The following is a 20,082-nucleotide window of genomic DNA, read 5'->3' as shown; positions in this document are numbered from 1 at the left end:
CTATCACTTGTTCATCAAGACCCCTCATGCCAACATATCTCCAGGCATGCACTATCTTAACACTTCATATACAAACTGGTTTAAAGCAGAGCATAAGGTAGTGGGAGTTATATTTCAGGGCAGGTACAAATCTATACTTGTGGATGAGGATAACTACGGACTGAGGTTATCAGCCTATATTCACCTAAACCCGGTAAGAGCGGGGATTGTGGCTGACGTAAAGGAATACGAGTGGAGCAGTTACCAGAGTTATATTGGGAAAAGAAGCCCGGTAGAAAGACTGAATACCGAGTTTATCTTAGGCCAACTTGATGGGGATATGAACAAAGCTAGAAGGAAGTATAAGAGATTTGTCCTTGAAAATATGGATATGGTTAATCCAATGAGGGATTCATATAGAGGGTTAGCTCTAGGTAGTGAAGAATTTATGAAAAGGATAGAGAAGAAGATAAAGTCGTTAGGAAGGAAGAGGGAAGTAACGGAGACAAAGATGGCTGGGACGTGTAGTTTGGAAGAAGTAATCGGAAGCATTATGAGTAGCTTTGGAGTAGAGAGGGAAGAGATTTTTCGAAAGAAGAAAGGGAATATTTATCGTCAGATGGCTTTGTATTTAATCAAGAAATACACGATGCTAAGTTTAAAAGAGATAGGAGAAGTGTTCGGGATGGATTATGCGGCGGTATCGCAAGCGTGTAAGAGGTTTGAGAGGTTGAGCGAGAAGAACAGGAAGGTTTCAGGGATGGTAACAAAATTGAAGAAGGATCTAATGGCTAACAGGAATAGTTAAATGTTGAGACCCGACCCCTATCGTTTTACATTAATTCCCTCTCCGACCTCACGTTGTATAGAACCAAAAGCAGCATCAATTTGAGTATTACCGGTGGAGGGATTGATTCGTTCCCATTTGTAGCCGTATTTACCTTTTACCTCCTTGTATATGAAATCAAAATCTATCAGTTCCCTTATCTTTCTCATAGAATGATTCTTTTTTATTCTCTTATCCAGATTGATCCCTATGTAAAACAATTTTCTCTGGGGCGGGCCCTGATAACTCATCATGGTTGGGCGCTCTTATCTTCCTTTAGGTTTTCCCCATTATATCGATTCTGTAGATTATTGTAAGTGGATTTGGGCAACAACCCGTTGAAATAACAGGTTTTTATTTTTTCCTTCTGTTGCTGTAACATTCCGACGCCGTATTCAAAAGATTTTGATATACATACTTGTGCCCATGAGTCTCCATAATTCACAATCCAAGACCTGACCCCTAATTCCTCTCAGGAGCTTTGACATTGGCTGAGCCAAGCCTTGAGGTGCTGTAAAGGTATTTTAATCCAACCGCTGTCTTTATACGTATTATAAAGATACGGATGTGAGCAGTCTAAACAATGTCAAAAGGAGAGGAAGCCAATGCCTAAGGTACACGCAAACGGTATAGAGATAAATTATGAATCTATGGGGAACGGAGAGCCGCTTATCATGATCCCTTTTTTGACTGGGGACAACGCCTGCTATGCTTTCCAGTTCCCAGAGTATTCAAAGCACTTTACTGTCTATTCTATAGACCCCCCGGGGCGCTGGACTAAGCGACGCTCCCTGGGGACCATACAGCACTGAGCAGTATGCCGATGATCTGGCAGCTTTCATTAATGCGTTGGGAATCGAGAAAGCTCACATTGCTGGGGTTTCACTTGGAGCCGCAGCGACGCTACAATTCGGAGCAAAATATCCCGACATGGCGAAATCCCTTTCTGTTCATAGTAGTTGGACTAAGACCGACCTTTTCATTACTATTCTGGTCAATGGCTGGTTGGAAACCGCAAGGCCTAACCAGAGTGTTGTAGATACTGCCATCAACTATATTTTCCCGTTTTGTTTGTCGCCAGAGCTCTTTGCTTCAAACCCAGAACATATTACGGCACTTGTTGATTTCGTAAAGGGTAGACCAAAGCAGTCCCTAGTCGGGTTCGTTGGGCAATGCGGAGCGGTTCTCTCCCACGACGTCGAGGGGAAACTAGAAAACATTAACGTCCCTACTTTGTTGACATTTGGTGAACTTGATTTAATTACATCAGTTGGCCGCTTTGCAGACAAACTGAAAAATGGAATTAGGAACTCAGAGCTAGTTGTATTTAAAGGCTGCGCACTTGCGCCCCTCTATGAGAAAACTCAGGATTTTAACGATGTTACACTTAGCTTCTTGAAGAAGCATAGCGGCTGACAAACTAGTGCCGTTTCCAAAAAATAATCTTACATTTTATGGTAGAACAATACATCGAAATATTGAATAGTTAGAGAAGCTTTTGAGCTTATAACTTATAAAAATAAGAGAAACAAAAAACGTAAACTTAATTATTTGAAACGGCACTAGCTTCGATCTCTAGGTGTCCGGTAATTAAGGTCAGTGAATACAAATGTGGAGGAAGAACAAGTCATGAGCCACTATAAAAATGCCGGTAATAATCCAGTCCTAACTAACTTCAGTAATACTCATGTTGTGCTCTCCTCGGTCAAATCATTTGAGAAAGCTGTCAAAGACCTACAGGCCGAATTGGGCAAGTCCACCACGGAAATGCTAATGACCAAACTTAGCGCAAGCAAGACCTTCGAGGAATTCAGTGCGGAAATCGAGCCACTTGCGGGCAGGAGCAACCTTATTGAAGTCGGTTTCCTGGATTGGGGAAAGGTGATGTCGCGTGTTCCCATTGCCATGAAAGCCCAGTTGTTCATCGTTGGCAATCCGCTGACTGCAAAGAAGTTGCTGGAAGCGGGTGGACCGGAAGTGGGTCTCTATCTCCCGACCAAAATTTTTATCTACGCGGACAACCAGGGCATAACCAAGGTTGCCTATGACAAGATTGCACCTGTTATGGAACAATACCAAAACGAAAGGTTAAATACAGTAGCACAGGCAATTGATACAGCACTGGCAAAGTTGGCTAACGCAGCAGCACTCTGAAATTTGAGAAATGAAGAAAGGGGTCACCAACCAATCAGCCGCTTTCATTAACAGTGTTATCTTTTTCAATTTGGTCAAGCGTCTTTTTTCTCTGCCATTCTTTAAGGGCCATTTTGACCGTGGTGATGCCCAGGGTGGTGCATCTCGGGCGGGTCATTGCCAGTTCCCGTCCGATCACGTCGGTGATAACCTCGGGGCCCATCGCTTCCACTTCATCCACGGTTTTCCCGGCAACTATCTCCGTAATAATCGAGGTCCCGGCCTGGCTGACTATACATCCTTCCCCTTCAAAGCTAACGTCTTTGATGTGGCCTTCGTCATCTATATTGAGATATAGAGTCACTATATCTCCGCAGCCCGGATTTCCCCCTTTTTGAATAACCTGGGCATTGTCGAGGGAGCCGTAGTTCCTCGGGTTCTCGTAGTGGTCTAGGATGAATGTCATCAGTTCTTCGCGGTTCATAGCCATATCTTGGAATACCTTCTATTTTTTACCACCTCCAACCCCCTCCTTGCTAAGGAGGGGGGTTGGGGAGAGGTTAGGGTTTCTCTATGGGTGCTCTTACCAGGTTGCCCCACTCCGTCCAGGAGCCGTCGTAGTTTCTCACCTGGTTATATCCCAGGAGATAAGTTAACACAAACCAGGTGTGAGATGACCTCTCTCCAATCCGGCAATAGGCAATCACGTCATCGTTCGGTTTCAGGCCCTGCTCCTGCTCGTATATCGCTTTTAGCTCCTCGACGGACTTAAAAGTCCCGTCCTCGTTTGCCGCCCGAGCCCAGGGTACGTTCTTGGCGCCGGGAATATGGCCGCCCCTTAGCGCCCCTTCCTGCGGATATGCCTCCATGTGAAGAAGTTCCCCGCTATATTCCTTGGGTGAACGAACATCGATGAGCGGCTTCTTTGACTCCAGGTGCTTCATCACATCGTCACGAAATGCCCTGATAGACAGATTGACCTGAGAAACTTTGTAGTTGGTTTTGGGATATTTCGGAACGTCCTTACTCAAGGGTCTTTTTTCCTCTATCCACTTCTGCCTGCCCCCGTTCATGATTAAACATTTTTCATGCCCGAAGACTTTGAATGTCCAAAAAGCGTAACACGCCCACCAGTTATTTTTATCACCGTAGAAGACCACTGCGGTGTCGTTTGCAATACCTTTTTCGGACATGAGCTTTTCAAAATTCTCCTTGCTGACATAGTCTCTTATCAATTGGTCCTGTAGCTCCGTTTGCCAGTCGATTTTCACTGCCCCAGGGACGTGTCCAACGTCGTAAAGAAGGACGTCCTCATCGGACTCCACTATCCTTATGTTAGCTTCATTTAAATGGTCGGCTACCCATTGAGTGCTGACTAAAACCTCTGGATGTGCATACTCTCCCATCTCTTCCTCCTTATTTAGTTTTTTAACTATTCTATTGATTTTTGTGACTAAAGCAAGTTATCGCATTAACTCATCAAAAATTAAGCGGGCTTCTTGAGTGGATTTTATGGAACGGCTATAGATGTTCTGATTTACATAGCCAACCAGTATTAATTCCACAAAAATTTTAAAAGGGGTTTTTTCTTGGAGAGATTTATGCTATTATGGAGACAGGGGAATTGGGTCATATACAAGGGCTTTAACCTCTTTGGTAAGGAGGGCGACTATGTTAGAGGACTTAAAGGTCAGGGACTTGATCGGTAAAAGGGAAAGCGTTTATTTCGTGGATGCCGACGATACGACCGATATAGCAGCCCTTAAGCTTAAGAACTTTAAGGTCAGAACGATAGGTGTGCTGAAGAATGGCAAACTGGCAGGGGTCGTAGGACAGAGCGACTTTTCGACCAAGGTTGTAGCGATGAGTAGAAAGCCTTCGGAGGTAAAGGTTTCAGAAATCATGAGTACGAATCTTTTCACCGTCAGCCTGGACACGTCCTTTTTTGATTGTCTAAAGCTAATGGATACCCATCATATATCTCATTTGATAATCCTGGATGAAGACGAAAAGTATTACGGTATGCTGTCATGGAGCGACCTGCAGCAGAGGCTGATCAAGGAACTCAAATACCAGCTTAAGATAACTCAGGAATACGCCTTCGGACCGCACATCGGCAATGCGATTGCTCTTGGAGATTAATGTCTATCCCTTTTTAATCGGCCGTGAACTGCTCAAGCAACTATTGATAAGGCAAAAAGCCTTTTAATTCAGCCTAAAATTCTATTTCTCTGATTCTTTCCGGGTCAAACTGGTTAAGTAGCTTCATCTCATCCGCAGTTGGCGCCGGGGTGACAGGGGCGGGTGAAACTGGAAAGCCAGTGTTCTCCTCTACTTCTTGAAAGCTAGAGTAAGGGTGTATGCTATCTAGGGAGAGAATGCCATTATCTCTTCTAAAAACAGCGATAGGAGTCACCACCCTATAGATGTTTCCGCTAGCCGTAATTACGGGACATTTCTCCACAAACGAGCGTTTATCGTGCCTTGTTCTCCACAGTATGACCCGTTTGGTGTTTGGACAAACCAATGCGCTTCCAGCGCCGCCAGTGAACTGGATCTTTATTCTATCACCCTCGGCGATATGACTCAGGTTGAAGTTTCCATATTTATCTATCTGCACGCCGGAGAGAAAAGCGACATCCAATTCTCCGCGTGCGGACATGTCGAATATCTCGGCCAGGGTTATAGAGGCTTTCTTTGCCCTGGCTAATTCGAAGTGAACGGTAGTACGCGGGGGAGAGGAAGGACTGGGGTCTATTCCGCCTGGTATATTGAGCCAGGTGAGGTCTGGATTATAAAGTTTCTTAGCCAACCATATAGCGAAAAAGGGGAGGTTTGATGCCACACCCATGAACGCATTCTCGGCATCCTTTAGAAGGCGGGCCATGGTTACAATCATCATATCCGCTCTTGAATATTCCCTTGTTATGCCCAATTGTTAAACTCGAACTGACGATACAAGATCCACGTACATAATGCATGTTTCATGATTCATAATTTAAGGAAGGTTGTTTCTATCCTGTACCCTGCATCGTACATCTTCTATCGTGTAGCATGTATCTTGCATCCTGCTTATTTAAGGTTTCATATCCTCGAGGTAACTTTTGAGTGCGTTATTATCCTTGATGGACAAGTATTCCTTTACCTGTTCCGAAGAGTAATCATAATAGGGATAACATGCTCCAGGAAGTGCCCCCTTTGGAACTTCCACCACCGCCGCTACTTTAAATCCGGGGATTACGGCCAAATCCGCATCCCGACCGATCTCTTCCGACGAAACTATTTTCTCCGTAGTCAGTATAATCTTCCTTGCGGCTCGGGCCATAATGATGTCTTCATAAACAGGGCCGTATATGATGGCGTTCCCTTCCTTATCCGCCTTTTGTACATGTAGAACTGCCCAGTCCGGGTATAGCGCAGGGACAACGAGAACCTCTCCTTGCCCATATGGATTATCAACCGTTTTAAACTTATCCACTATATGACTCTCACCCAAATTAGCTATGGGCATGAAGGGCACACCGTATGCCGCCGCCCTTAGCTTTGATATTACGGTGTAGCAAGAGTTCTCTTCAAAATGCACTCTTCCCTCCTCGACAGAGCGCCGAAAGTTGGGGGCAAGGCCGAATTCCGCCTCGAAGCTAACAAAACCAGCTTGGATTTCCTCAAGACACCCGGCGAAACTAAGAAGGTCGAAATCGTAGTTTGCCGCTGTCTTCATAACCTTTAGTCCCTTCTTTCCCTGCCTGGCTAGCTCCCTAACAAACGCAGAGGGGATGCGCTGAAGAAGGAGGCCCCCGATTGCCAATCTCTCTCCATCCGAGACTAAGGAGGCTGCCTCTTCTATAGTCTTAACCCTATTCATATCGATATCACCGTCTTTGCTTATTACGTCACTAGGTTATCACAAAATAAAACGTGTATCCATTTTCAGGACCTTACCAAGAATGACAAGACCCAAAACCCACAATAGTTGCATTAAGAATTGTACAGTCATAAAATTAGAGCATAGAGGAGATAAAGAGGGCCTTTCTGGTGTGTCTTAAGGTTAGAGGTGGACCGATACTCTCTAAGACTGAGGCATATCTTAGCAAATAAATAATAGAATATGGTCTCACGCGAATGAAACTATACTTCTTGGGCCAGAATCAACGATTATGCGTTTATTCCCTTCTTATCTCACCTAATTGGAATAGGCAAAGGGACTTCTAAAAAAAATGGATATGTCTTATAGAGCTATGATGTTGAGTGTGCATACTTTGGGTGACTGATGGAAGCCGAACTGAGTAAGCTACAAGAACTAATAGATGAGCTATTCGAAATGCGCAAGCGGGTTGCCCAGTCAGAAACATTGGATGCTCAGCATAAGAGGTCAGAAGCAATAAAAAGTGGGACAAACCGGGTGCTGGAAATGGTTGCTAGGGGAGCACCACTAATAGAGGTGCTAGATGTCTTAACCCGCTTCATTGAAGAACATGCAGACGGGATGCTTTGTTCAATATTGCTGCTAGATCCGGACGGAATCACTCTGAGGTATTATGCCGCACCAACCCTACCCAAAGCCTACATATCCTCGGTAGATGGTTTCTCCATAGGTCCTGGTGTCCGCTCCTGTGGAACCGCCGCTTACCGGAAGGAACAGGTTATCGTCGAAGACGTTGTCAATGACCCGCTTTGGGTGGGTTACAGAGAGCTGGCATTGAAGTATGGCCTACGCGCCTGCTGGTCTACTCCGATCCTATCCACGAGTGGCGATGTTTTGGGTACTTTTGCTATGTACTATGGCGAACCCCGTAGCCCTAGTCCTGAGCATCTGGAGCTTATTAAGATTGCAACTCATATAGCCGGAATAGCCATAGAATCCAGAGTGGCGGGAAAAGCACTTAAGGAAAGCGAGGGACGTTTTCGAAGCGCTTTTGACTACGCTTCCGTAGGCATGGCTCTAGTAGCACCCGACGGACGTTGGCTGAAAGTCAATCGTTCCTTGTGTGAAATAGTCGGTTATTCGGAGGATGAATTATTATCCACGAATTTCCAGTCTATTACCCATCCTGACGATTTGCACACTGACCTCGAGTACGTACGACAAATGCTGGCCGGTGAGATTGATACCTACCAGATGGAGAAGCGATACTTCCATAAGGCTGGCCAGGTAGTATGGGTTCTCTTGAGTGTCTCGCTTGTCCGTGACTCCCAGGGCCGTCCTCTTTACTTTATTTCACAGATACAGGATATTACCGAGCGCAAGCGCGTGGAGAGTTCTCTCAGAGAAAGCCTTACCCTTCTATCAAAGAAGAATCGTTACGAATCCATAATTAGCACGGTAACCCGGAGCGTACATCAGTCGATCAACCTCGAGGAAGTATTGCAAAACGCGGTCGAAGCTATGAGTAAAAACATAGAAGGCGTAGATAACGTCTCTATCTATATGGTAGACAGGCAAGAAGCGGTCCTAAAAGCTTACCGGGGCTATCCCGATTGGTTTATCGAGCAGGTCAGAAGAATTCCCTATCCAAAGGGGTTCACCTGGAAGACAATTATAGATGGCAAGGCCAGATATGTTGCAGATGCGGAACAAGATACGGTTATCGGCCCCGCCGGAAGATTATTAGGGACAAAGAGCTACGCCGCTATGCCCATTAACTCGCAAGGTAATACGGTGGGGGTTATCAATATTAACTCCCTTCATAAGAACGCCTTCGATGAGGAAGAGCTAAAGCTGCTCGGGATTGTGGCCAAGCAGATAGAGATAGCCATTAACAATGCTCAGCAGGCAGAAGTGCTCCGCCAATCTGAGGAGATACTCAAAGAACACCTTTCCCACCTATCCAAGAAGAATCGCTATGAGTCCATAATCAGCACGGTAACCCGGAGCGTTCATAAGTCGCTTAACCTGCAGGAGGTTCTTCAAAACGCTGTCGAAGCCCTAAGTAAAAATATAGACAGGGTTAGCCATGTTTCCATCTTTCTGGTCGAAGGGGAGGAAGCAGTTCTAAAGTCACATGTGGGCTTTCCAGGTTGGTTCATCGAAAGGGTAAAAAGAATACCATACCCAAAAGGGGCTATCTGGAAGACGATTATAGAGGGGATAACCCTGTATTGCCCGGATGTGGATAGTGACGTTGTTATCGGGCCTGCTGGAAAGCAGTTGGGAATAAAGAGCTATTTGTGCACCCCCATAAACTTTGAGGATAAAGTGGTAGGTGTTTTAAATATAAATTCTCTTGAGAAATGCGCCTTCGATGAGGAGGAGTTAAAGCTACTTCAGATCGTCGCCCAGCAGATTGAGACCGCAATCAACAATGCACGCATAGTCGAGGCGCATAGACAATCGGAGGAGCGCTATCATACCCTATTCGACCAGGCGCCGGTGGGGGTATACATATTTGACCGGGATTTAACCATAACCCATTGCAATAAACGGATGGCCGAAATCCTCAGCTCTTCCCCCGAAAAGATCGTCGGGATTAGCATACGGAAATTGAGGAATCAGTGTGTCTTACCGCTCATGGAGAGGGTGCTGGAAGGGCAAAATGCATCTTATGAGGGCTTTTATGAAGCAACCAACAGCTTTGCCAAGCTATGGGTATCCATAAGGCTTTCTCCGTTGCGAGATGCGGAGGGAAAGGTTATAGGCGGGATGGCCGTGGTAGAAGACGTGACCGAGAGGAAAAGAATGGAAGAGGAGATCCTCAAGGCTCAAAAGCTCGAGTCCGTAGGTATCCTTGCCGGCGGCATCGCCCATGATTTCAATAACCTTCTTTCCGCCATACTCGGCAACATTTCGCTCACCAAGCTATACACTGATCCTGATGATAAATCCTATAAGAGATTAACCGAGGCGGAAAAGGCATGCATTAGAGCAAGCGACCTCACTCAACAACTGCTCACTTTCTCCAAAGGAGGAGCACCGGTAAAAAAGCTCCTGTCGTCTCTGGGAGATTTGATAAAGGACACGGCCAATTTTGCGGTGAGCGGGTCGAATGTGAGATGCGAGTTCCATATCGCCGAGGATTTATGGTCGGTAGAAGTGGACGAGGGACAGGTAAGTCAAGTAATAAATAATTTGGTCATAAACGCCCAGCAGGCTATGCCGGAAGGTGGCCTGGTAAAAGTGTCAGTGGACAATGTACAGATAGACAAGGAGGCGAGTATCCCTCTCCGAGAAGGGAGATACGTTAAGGTATCTGTGGAAGATAGAGGAATTGGGATACCAAGGGAACATCTTTCAAAGATATTCGACCCATATTTCACCACAAAGTATAGAGGGAGTGGGCTAGGGCTGGCCACGGTGTATTCAATAATAAAAAAACACGACGGGTATGTGGATGTCGAGTCCGAGGTAGGAGTGGGGACTAAGTTTTTCCTGTATATCCCGGCGGCGGAAACAAAGCCGGAAAGGGGCAACGAGGAAAAGATGATTCTCGGGGGCAGTGGAAGGATTCTGGTGATGGACGATGAAGAAGCGGTAAGGGTGACGCTTGGTGAGATGCTTAGATATTTGGGATACGAAGTTGAATGTGCTGGAGACGGCAGGGAGGCAATAGATTTATACATTAAAGCAAAACGAACCAAAAGGCCGTTTGACCTGGTGATTATGGACTTAACCATACCCGGCGGAATGGGGGGTAAAGAGGCTATGGAAGAGTTGTCCAAGCTGGATTCAGGGGTTAGAGCAATCGTGTCGAGTGGATACTCAAACAACTCGGGGATGTCGGAGTTTGTGAAATACGGTTTTAGAGGGTTTGTCGTTAAGCCGTATAGAATAGAGGAGTTGAGTAAGATAGTTCGTGAAGCTATTAACGGAGGCTGAAATAGGCTTCTATCTCCACTAAACCATTGCTTGAATAGATAGAAGGTAGAGAAATACTTTATCCGAACTTTATTGGCCAAACAGGACAAACATAATGGTAAAGAAGCGTGATTACGTTGACAAAGGGGAACTTATCCGCCTCGAAAAAATGCTCGAGCAGGAACGGGAAGCACGCCGGATTGCCGAAAAGGCATTACAGGTGGCACAAAAAGATTTAGAAAAGCGTGTTCTGGAACGTACTCTGGAGCTGGAGAAGGCAAATAAGACGCTTCAGGCGGAGATAGCGGAGCGCAGACGGGTGGAGGAAGCGCTTAAAGAGAGCGAGGAAAAGAACCGTACCCTTGTCGAATATTCATTCGATTACATATGCGAGACGAGCGCCGACGGCCGCTTCTTGTATGTCAATCCCAAACATAAAGACCTGTTGGATTATCAACCGGATGAACTTCAGGGTAAAAGCATCTTTGAGTTTATTCACCCGGATGACCGCTCAAGGGTAATTTCTGAGTTTCAAAGAGCGATTGCAACCTTTTCCTCGGGGCACGCTATCTTTAGGTTCAGGCACAAAAACGGCCAGTGGAACTGGCTCGAAAGCACCGGTAGGCCGTTTCGAACCGCGGCCGGAGAAATAAGAGGTATTATCGCCTCCCGGGATATAACTGAACGCAGGAAATCCGAAGAAAGGCAGACCCAGCTTCTTAAGGAATTAGAGAGTGTCAACCAGGAATTGAATGATTTTGCCTACATTGTGTCCCACGATTTGAAGGCTCCCCTCCGCGCTATTAGCTCTCTGGCAAATTGGATAGCAACAGATTATGCGGAGAAACTGGAAGAAGACGGAAAAAATCAGTTAAGCCTACTGGTCACAAGGGTAAAGAGAATGCACAGTCTTATAGACGGCATCCTGCAGTATTCGAGGACAGGCCGAGTCAAGGAGCGAAAGGTGCTGGTAAACCTTAATCAACTTTTGGCCGAGGTCATTTACTTAATAGCACCCCCCGCTCATATCGACATACAGGTTGAGGACGAGTTGCCCTCGATATTGTGTGAACGTACCCGTATGGAGCAGGTTTTCCAAAACTTACTGAGCAACGCCGTGAAGTTCATGGATAAGCAGAGGGGAGAAATCAAAATAACCTGCGCCCAGGAGGACGGTTATTGGAAGTTCAGCATAGCCGACAACGGCCCGGGAATCGAGGAAAAGTACTTCGATAAGATTTTTCAGATATTCCAGACGCTGGCACCTCGGGATGAATCCGAGAACACGGGCGTCGGCCTGGCTTTGGTCAAAAAAATCATAGAGATGTATAACGGAAAGATCTGGGTAGAGTCGAAGGTGGGACACGGGAGTAAGTTCTTCTTTACATTGCCGGTATGAGTGCCAAGATGTGTATAACCGGTCCTTGGTCTTAACACATGCCAATAGGCAGGGTGGAGGGTAAGATGAAAAACGCAAAACCTATTCTTCTGGTCGAAGACGACCAGGTGGATGCCATAACGGTCAAACGCGCACTCAAGGACCTGAATGTTACCAACCGCTTGGACATCTCCAGCAACGGCGAAGAAGCGTTGGATTTCTTGAAAAACGACAGAAACCAGAAACCGGGCATCATCCTCTTGGACTTGAATATGCCTAGAATGAACGGAATTGAATTTCTGAAGATAGCAAAAAAGGACGAGTTGTTGAAAAGGATTCCGGTCGTAGTTCTTACCACCTCTAAAGAGGAACAGGACCGGATAGAGAGTTTTGAGCTTGGTGTCGCCGGATATATGATCAAACCGGTTGATTACCTGCAGTTTGTCGAGGTAATGAGGGCGATCGATATGTACTGGACGCTAAGCGAATTGGCGGAATGATTTCGGACAGAAGCCTATATTAAGTTCCATAGCGTACGATGAATACTATAAAAGTATTGCTTATAGAAGATGATAAAGTTGACCAGATGGCTTTCAAACGGTTCGTTCAGAAGGAAAATATCCCTTACCACTATGAAATAGCCGGGTCAATTTTGGAGACCAAAAAACTTTTAGTCTCGAATGAGTTTGATGTGATAGTCTCGGATTACTTTCTGGGAGACGGGACAGCACTGGATATTCTAGGCTCCATAGCGATACCGGTGGTTATTACTACCGGAATGGGTGATGAAGAGATCGCCGCTAACGCCATCAAAGCGGGCGCCTATGATTATCTGATAAAGGACCCGGAACAGAATTACCTCAAAGTCCTCCCGGCAACCGTAGAAAACGCAATCAAACGGAAGAAGGCGGAAGATGCCCTCAAAGAGACCGAAGAGGAATACAGAAACCTTTTTGAAAACGTCCCCACCGGTGTTTATCGCACCACCCCCGACGGCCGAATCCTAATGGCTAATCCGGCATTGATCAAAATGCTAGGCTTTTCTAGCTTGGAGGAGATGGTTTCACGCAACTTAGAGCAGGAAGGATTCGAGGATAAAAACGCCAGAAGTAGGTTCAAGGCGCTACTGGAGCGGGAGGGTAAGGTAGTCGGGCTTGAATCTGCTTGGTTAAAGAATGATGGGTGCGTAATTTTTGTCCGCGAAAGTGCCAGAGCAGTTCGGGGAAAGGATAACACCGTTTTATATTACGAGGGAACGGTCGAGGACATAACCGAGCGTAAAAGGGCAGAGGAGGCCCTTAAGCAAAAACTCCACCAGTTAGCCAAGAAGAGCCGCTATGAAACCATCATCAGTACCGTAACCCGAAGCGTTCATCAGTCGATCAACTTACAGGACGTTTTGGAAAACGCGGTGGATTCGATGAGCCAGAATATAGACAAGGCAGACATCGTGGGCATTTATTTGGTAGAGGGCAAAGAGGCGGTGCTGAAGGCCCATCGGGGCCTAACCAGCAGTTATCTTGAACGCGCCGGTAGGATTCCTTATCCAAAAGGCCTCACCTGGAAAACGATCCTGGAAGCCGAGCCGGTTTATTGTGATGATGTGGAAAATGACCGGTTTATGGGCCCTGCCGGAAAGGAGTTGGGCATAAAGAGCTACTTGTCCATGCCGATACGATTCGAAGGACAGACTGTGGGTATGATGGGTATAAATTCCTTGGAGAAAAACGCTTTTGACCAGGAAGAGCTCAAACTGCTCGATATCGTGGTGCAGCAGATCGAAGTGGCAATCAACAACGCAAAGCAGGCGGAAGCGTTAAGGCAGTCGGAAGAACGCTACCGGACGCTTTTTGACCAGTCACCAATCGGTGTATGTATAATAGACCGGGATTTCAAGATAACCCAGTGTAACAATCACCTGGTTCAAATATTTCGCTCCACTTACGACAAAATCATCGGCTTAGACCTGAGAAAGCTCAAAGACCAAAGCTTTGTCCCAATAGTGGAGAAGGCTTTTGAAGGGGAGCTTGGCCACCATGAGACCCTTTATGAAACCACTACCAGTTCGGCACAATTGTGGTTGTCTGCCCGGGCCGTTCCTCTACGTGACTCGGGCGGAAACGTCACCGGTGTGATGGGTGTCGTGGAAGACATCACCGAGCGAAAGAATATGGAAGAGGAGATAATTAAAGCTCACAAACTGGAATCGTTGGGTGTCCTTGCCGGTGGGATTGCCCATGATTTTAATAACCTCCTCACCGTGATACTCGGTAACGTATCTCTCACAAAAATGTATACGAATCTAGACTACAGGGCTCATAAGAGGCTGACCGAAGCAGAAAAGGCCTGCCTCCGGGCAAGGGATTTGACCCAAAGGCTAATCACGTTCTCTAGAGGTGGGGCACCAGTCAAGAAAGAGACCGTTCTAGGAGAATTGATAAGGGAATCAGCGGAGTTTGCCCTGAAAGGATCAAAGACCGGATGTGACTATTCAATACCGAAAGATTTATGGGCGGTAGAAGTGGACGAGGGGCAGGTGAGTCAGGTTATACATAATTTGGTGATAAATGCCAAAGAGGCAATGCTGGATGGCGGAATCATAAAGATCACCGTTGAGAACGTGGTGGGCGATAGCCCGTTATACCTGCCCTATAACTACGGCGATAGTCTCAGGATGAAAGACGGAAAGTACATCAAAATAACCGTCGAGGACAACGGAACGGGGATAACCAAGGAGCATCTACCAAAAATATTCGACCCTTATTTTACCACCAAGCAAAATGGCAGCGGACTGGGCTTGGCCACGGCCTATTCCATAATAAAGAACCATGGCGGATATCTGGGTGTGGAATCGGAAATAGGGGTGGGGTCAAAATTTTACGTTTATCTTCCGGTAGCTCAGGGAAAGTCCAACAAGAGTAAGAACAGCGAGATTCGGAGCGACGGAGGTATTGGCAAGGTGCTAGTTATGGATGATGAAAGGCTGGTGAGAGAGTTAGCCGGGGAAATACTTAACCACCTGAAATACGAGACAGAATTTGCTAGTGATGGCCACGAGGCTATAGAGGCGTACAAGAGGGCAAAGGAAAACGGCAGACCCTTCGATGTTGTGATCATGGACTTAACCGTACCCGGGGGCATGGGAGGGAGGGAGGCAATCAAGAGAATGCTGGAGTTTGACCCTTCGGTAAAGGCAATCGTGTCTAGCGGTTATTCAAATGACCCGGTTATATCCGACTACAAGAAATTTGGGTTTAGAGGAGTCATCTGTAAACCCTACAAAATGGAGGAATTAACCGAGGCATTGAATAGGGTATTAGATGAGGACGACTGAGGAATAACGAGAAAAAAGGCCTAGTCTATGATGACGCCTTTCCCTGCTTTTTGACATTCAACAGTTCTAGCATCTTGTCTATATCGACGGTTGGAAGCTTACATTCATAGTTTAGACAGACATAAACAGTGGCCTTCCCGCCCAGACTCGATTGATTCTTGGTAAACCCAGCAACGGCGGTTATATCTGTTTTTTCTTTAGCGGTATCACGTAGCAATACTACCTTGTTAGGTAGAAATTCCTTTCTTAAGGCTTGTAACATAGCTTTTGTATCTTGTGCTTCCGGGTTGCCTGCAATCACCACCTCGTATGAAGGACCTAACCCAAAATCCAGGGCAGCCATAAGCTGGGTATAAGCAGAAGGGTACTGTTTGACCGTCTTGGAAAAGGAACGTCCTATTTGCGCTGCCTTTTTTTCGAGTTCAAAATTTGCGGTTATCCGGCCTAGTCTGAGCAAATTGAGCATGGATACGGAATTTCCAGACGGGATAGCCCCGTCATAGATCTCCTTCTGACGGACAATAAGTTCCTCGCCGTCGTCGGCACTGAAGTAAAAACCCCCGTCGTGGTCATCCCAAAAATGCTCTATCTGCTTGTCATTCAGGTCAAGCGCATTTTTTAGGTATTCAACCTCGAATGTAGCTTCATATAATTCAATCAATCCCCAGATGAGAAAGGCATAATCGTCCAGGTTTCCCTGGATACCCGCCTCGCCATCCCGATAGCGGTGTAGAAGCCGGCCATCCGGTTTACGCATATTCTCGAGAATAAAGCCTAAAGCGCGCTTGGCAGCTTCCGCATATTTTGGTTCGCCAAAAGCCTGAGCCCCCTTAGACAGCGCTGCAATCATAAGACCATTCCAATCAGTTAGTATCTTGTCGTCTTTGTGAGGGTGAACGCGCTTTTCGCGTACAGAAAATAGCTTCTCCCGCGCCGCCTCTACCCGTCTCTCCAGCTCCGGCATCGGCAGACCGAGAAGGGAGGCAATTTCATTAAACGAGCTATCTAAGTAAAGTATATTCCCCCCGGTCCTTCTTCCGGTTGCCTCCTCGTCGAAATTGCCTTCCTTCTCTACATTAAAGACCTGAATTATTAAATCCGCTTCTTCCTTCCCCAGGATATTCTCTATCTCTTCCCGAGACCAGAGATAAAACTTTCCTTCTTCTCCTTCGCTGTCTGCATCCTCGGCGGAATAAAAACCCCCTCCTGGTGCAGTCATATCGCGAAGGACATAGGCGAAAATCTCCTGTGCAGTCCTTTTGTACTCTTCCCTTCCGGTCGCCTGATATGCTTCAATGTAGGCCATAGAGAGCATAGCCTGGTCATACAGCATCTTCTCGAAATGGGGCAAAAACCACCTGGCATCTGTGGAGTAGCGATGAAAGCCAAATCCTACATGGTCATAAATTCCTCCGCGGCGCATCTCTTGTAGGGTTTTCTCTACCATATTGAGCGCATTTTCCTCACCGGTTCGCCTCCAGTATCGGAGCAAGAAGACGAAGTTATGCGGTGTCGGAAACTTCGGGGAACGGCCGAACCCGCCATGCACTGTATCAAAGCTTTTGGAGAGCTGTTGGTAGGCGATATTCATCGTTGTTTCATCCAATTCATCCTGTAGAGAACCCTTTGATGCTTGTGATGATTGCTTTAGTGCCGAAGCAATCTGCTCAGCAGAATTTAATACCTCCTCGCGTTGTTTTGTCCAAACTTCCTTGATTCTCGGTATTAAATCGAGCATTCCTGCTCTCCCGAACCGGCTTTGCTTGGGTATATAGGTGGCGACGAAGAAGGGTTTCTTATCCGGCGTCATGACCACGTTAAGTGGCCAACCGCATCCGCCCGGTGAGAGCATCTGACACACGGTCATGTATATCCCGTCTATATCCGGGCGTTCTTCCCGGTCTACTTTAATAGACACAAAAGTTTCATTCATCAGTCTTGCCACTTCTTCATCCTCGAAAGATTCATGCTCCATTACATGACACCAGTGGCAGGTTGAATATCCGATGGACAGGAGAATCGGTTTATCTTCTTTCCTGGCTTTCTCAAACGCCTCCTCACCCCAGGGATACCAATCTACCGGATTCTCCGCATGCTGGAGCAGATAAGGGCTTTTCTCTTTAATAAGGCGATTATATTTCTTCATGTTTTTTAATTCAGATGCCTGGAGGGCTGAATTTGTACGAGGGTTCAATGAAAAGGATACTATGAACAAACCGAAATTCCAGTAACTAAATTTAAAGATGGATTAATTGCTGTTCCCAGATTCGGTTTCAACTCGTTCTCCTGCAGTATACTCGTTTGTACAGTGTTTCAACTTAAAATCATTGACTTTTACAAATAACCGTATTAATAATTGCAATAGGACGGGGAAGTTGAAAATATTCCGAATTTCGAAGTATTTCTCTAATCGGTTATATCTTGATTTTGGAAACTCCCGAATAATATTTGTATTTGCCATACTCTATAATAAAGCCACAAGAAATAATGATAAATTTTCCCACCTAAGCTAAAGAAAGAGTAGATTCTTTAGGGGAGTCAATATAGTGCGAACAGGCGCCCTAAAAATAGCACTTATATATATGTTTCTGGGGGCTCTCTGGATTTTGTCCTCTGATGAACTAGTAGGAATGCTCAGCAGAGATTCTCCGACCCTAACCAGACTACAAACTATAAAAGGATGGGCTTTCATAGTCATAACCGGGGTGGTGCTTTATTGCCTGGTGGCAAGGCTAGTCAGACAGCTAGGTATAGCCAAAGAGTCAGAGACAGAACTTAGGCAGGAAAGAGAGAGGCTGATAGGACAGCTCACACAAGAACGGGACGACCTGGCCGCCCTCACCCAAGTAACCGCAAATGCAATTAGTACTCTTAATCTGAACGAACTTCTCAACACCCTACTCGCCCGACTCGCCGCTGTAATGCGGGCGGATACCGGGGTCATTTTGCTCATAGAAAACGACGAACTTAAAGTTCGAGCAACCCTAGGTTTGGATGAAGCCTTGGAATCGGGTTACGCCGTACCTTTAGGAAAGGACTTTGCCGGCACGATTGCCTTGACCAAGAAACCACTCTATATTTCCGACGCCCAGGTCGACCCGCAAGTATTGAACCCCTACGTTAAAAAGCGCGGGGTCAGGACGATACTAGGGGTTCCTCTTAAACGTAATGGGGATGTCTTTGGCGTCCTCCATGTTGACTGGTTGAATGTGCACCCTCAAAACGAACGGGAACTCCACTTGCTCGAAATCACCGCCGAGCGCTGCTCCACGGCTATCCTCAATGCACGCCTATTCGAGCAAACCAAGAGTACGGAGCTAGCACTCAGGGAAAATATCGACCAACTTAATAAAAAGAACCGCTACGAGTCAATAATTAGTGCCGTCACTAGGAGCGTTCATAAGAGTATCGTTCTCCAGGATGTCCTGGAGAACACAGTCGATGCCATGAATGAGAATATAAAGGGCGTGGATAACGTCTCAATTTACCTGGTTGAAGACAGCATGGCGGTCATGAAGGCTAGCAGAGGCTATCCCGTTTGGTTTATCGAGCGGGTCAGGAGTATACCGTATCCAAAGGGGTTTACCTGGAAGGCAATCATAGATGGTGAGCCCATCTACTGCCCCGATGTGGACCAGGATACCCTTATCGGCCCAGCCGGGAGGGAAGTGGGCACAAAAAGCTATGTATCGATGCCCATTTTCCTCGGTGGAGAGGCAGTGGGATGCATAAACATAAATTCCTTCGAGAAAAACGCCTTCGATGAAGACGACCTAAAACTTTTAGAGATAATTTCTCGACAAATCCAGACGGCACTCAACAACGTGAAGCAGGTCGAAGCTTTGAGGCAGTCTCAGGAAGAGATAAAGAAGCTGAATGAAGAGCTCGAGAGACGGGTAGAGGAGCGCACGGCACAACTCGAAGCTGCCAACAAGGAACTGGAGGCCTTCTCTTATTCTGTATCCCATGACCTCCGTGCGCCGCTTCGGGCCATAGACGGTTTCTCTCGTATGCTGATAGAGGATTATACAGAAAAGCTGGACGGCGAGGGAAGGCGTTTACTCGAAGTTATTCGCGACAATACCCGTAATATGGGACAGCTCATAGATGACCTCCTATCCTTTTCCCGTTTGGGACGCCAGGAGATGAACCTGACATTCATAGAGATTGAGAAGCTGGTGAGGCCCATATTCGAAGAATTAATATCCACCGAAAACGGGAGGACGGTGGAATTTAATATTAATAATTTGCCTCCAGCTAAAGTGGACCGGGCCATGATCAAGCAGGTCTTTGCCAACCTCCTATCAAATGCCATAAAGTTCACCGGGACCAGGGAGAGAGCAGTTATAGAGGCCGGGGGTTGGGATAATGGGATAGAAAAGACCTATTACATCAGGGATAACGGCGTGGGGTTTGACATGAACTATGTAGATAAGCTATTCGGTGTATTTCAGAGGCTGCACAGCCAGGGGGAGTTCGAGGGAACCGGGGTGGGACTTGCCCTGGTCAAACGCATAATCCACCGGCACGGCGGCCGGGTGTGGGCCGAGGGCCAGGTAGGAGAAGGAGCTACTTTTTATTTTACCCTTCCCGGAGAAGGAGGAATTTCATGACGGACATAAACGAAGTAGAGATTTTAC

General features: G+C 46.5%; 15 protein-coding genes and 1 pseudogene. 10 read left to right on the top strand and 6 right to left on the bottom strand.

Annotated features, from left to right (window positions below):
* On the top strand, positions 1–787 hold a 787-nt coding region (locus VNN20_11025; GenBank protein HWP92713.1), incomplete at its 5' end, for a helix-turn-helix domain-containing protein.
* A 17-nt stretch (positions 788–804) separates the two neighbouring features.
* Here the strand turns inward: VNN20_11025 and VNN20_11020 are convergent.
* Positions 805–1,059 carry a hypothetical protein gene (locus tag VNN20_11020; GenBank protein ID HWP92712.1) on the bottom strand — a complete coding sequence of 85 codons (255 nt, stop codon included), beginning with the start codon at positions 1,057–1,059 and terminating at the stop codon, positions 805–807.
* Positions 1,060–1,410: 351 nt separating this feature from the next.
* On the opposite strand from VNN20_11020, the gene VNN20_11015 reads away from it, so the two are divergent.
* From VNN20_11015 to VNN20_11005, 3 genes and pseudogenes are all read left to right on the top strand, one after another.
* Positions 1,411–1,617: a hypothetical protein gene (locus tag VNN20_11015; protein ID HWP92711.1), complete on the top strand. Its 207-nt coding sequence runs from the start codon at positions 1,411–1,413 to the stop codon at positions 1,615–1,617.
* A 13-nt stretch (positions 1,618–1,630) separates the two neighbouring features.
* Positions 1,631–2,221, top strand: a pseudogene (locus VNN20_11010) (alpha/beta hydrolase).
* Positions 2,222–2,434: 213 nt separating this feature from the next.
* Entirely contained in the window at positions 2,435–2,959 is a 525-nt protein-coding gene (locus tag VNN20_11005) for a DUF302 domain-containing protein (protein HWP92710.1), read from the top strand.
* Between the two features lie 34 nt (positions 2,960–2,993).
* On the opposite strand, the gene VNN20_11000 is transcribed toward VNN20_11005, so the two are convergent.
* Positions 2,994–3,428 carry an iron-sulfur cluster assembly scaffold protein gene (locus VNN20_11000; GenBank protein ID HWP92709.1) on the bottom strand — a complete coding sequence of 145 codons (435 nt, stop codon included), beginning with the start codon at positions 3,426–3,428 and terminating at the stop codon, positions 2,994–2,996.
* Between the two features lie 70 nt (positions 3,429–3,498).
* Positions 3,499–4,344, bottom strand: coding sequence for a sulfurtransferase (locus VNN20_10995; GenBank protein HWP92708.1), 846 nt, complete (start codon positions 4,342–4,344; stop codon positions 3,499–3,501).
* A 265-nt stretch (positions 4,345–4,609) separates the two neighbouring features.
* Here VNN20_10995 and VNN20_10990 point away from each other — a divergent pair, with 265 nt between their 5' ends.
* Entirely contained in the window at positions 4,610–5,080 is a 471-nt protein-coding gene (locus tag VNN20_10990; protein ID HWP92707.1) for a CBS domain-containing protein, read from the top strand.
* A 73-nt stretch (positions 5,081–5,153) separates the two neighbouring features.
* On the opposite strand, the gene VNN20_10985 is transcribed toward VNN20_10990, so the two are convergent.
* Together VNN20_10985 and VNN20_10980 are read right to left on the bottom strand one after the other, a co-directional pair.
* The gene (locus tag VNN20_10985; protein HWP92706.1) at positions 5,154–5,873 is read right to left on the bottom strand and encodes a CoA-transferase; all 720 of its coding nucleotides are present in this window, start codon (positions 5,871–5,873) and stop codon (positions 5,154–5,156) included.
* Positions 5,874–6,014: 141 nt separating this feature from the next.
* Complete coding sequence (locus tag VNN20_10980; GenBank protein ID HWP92705.1) at positions 6,015–6,803, bottom strand: CoA-transferase; 789 nt, start codon at positions 6,801–6,803, stop codon at positions 6,015–6,017.
* Between the two features lie 405 nt (positions 6,804–7,208).
* Here VNN20_10980 and VNN20_10975 point away from each other — a divergent pair, with 405 nt between their 5' ends.
* From VNN20_10975 to VNN20_10960, 4 genes are all read left to right on the top strand, one after another.
* On the top strand, positions 7,209–10,751 hold the full coding sequence (locus VNN20_10975; GenBank protein ID HWP92704.1) for a GAF domain-containing protein: 3,543 nt from the start codon (positions 7,209–7,211) through the stop codon (positions 10,749–10,751).
* A gap of 94 nt (positions 10,752–10,845) precedes the next feature.
* Positions 10,846–12,129, top strand: coding sequence for an ATP-binding protein (locus VNN20_10970; GenBank protein HWP92703.1), 1,284 nt, complete (start codon positions 10,846–10,848; stop codon positions 12,127–12,129).
* Between the two features lie 65 nt (positions 12,130–12,194).
* Complete coding sequence (locus tag VNN20_10965) at positions 12,195–12,608, top strand: response regulator (protein HWP92702.1); 414 nt, start codon at positions 12,195–12,197, stop codon at positions 12,606–12,608.
* 38 nt (positions 12,609–12,646) lie between these two features.
* Positions 12,647–15,442, top strand: a complete 2,796-nt coding sequence (locus VNN20_10960; GenBank protein ID HWP92701.1) for a PAS domain S-box protein — start codon at positions 12,647–12,649, stop codon at positions 15,440–15,442.
* 25 nt (positions 15,443–15,467) lie between these two features.
* Here the strand turns inward: VNN20_10960 and VNN20_10955 are convergent, their stop codons facing one another.
* Positions 15,468–17,588 (bottom strand): thioredoxin domain-containing protein, encoded by a 2,121-nt coding sequence (locus VNN20_10955; GenBank protein HWP92700.1) that lies wholly within the window; start codon positions 17,586–17,588, stop codon positions 15,468–15,470.
* A 400-nt stretch (positions 17,589–17,988) separates the two neighbouring features.
* On the opposite strand from VNN20_10955, the gene VNN20_10950 reads away from it, so the two are divergent.
* A complete protein-coding gene (locus VNN20_10950; GenBank protein ID HWP92699.1) occupies positions 17,989–20,055 on the top strand; it encodes a GAF domain-containing protein in 2,067 nt (688 codons plus the stop codon).
* The last annotated feature ends 27 nt before the right edge of the window (positions 20,056–20,082 follow it).

The sequence above is a fragment of the Thermodesulfobacteriota bacterium genome (genome assembly GCA_035559815.1).
Taxonomy (GTDB): Bacteria; Desulfobacterota_D; UBA1144; order Nemesobacterales; family CSP1-2; genus DATMAT01.
Note: the sequence above shows the minus strand (reverse complement) of the source record. Positions and strands in the feature narration are given on the sequence as shown.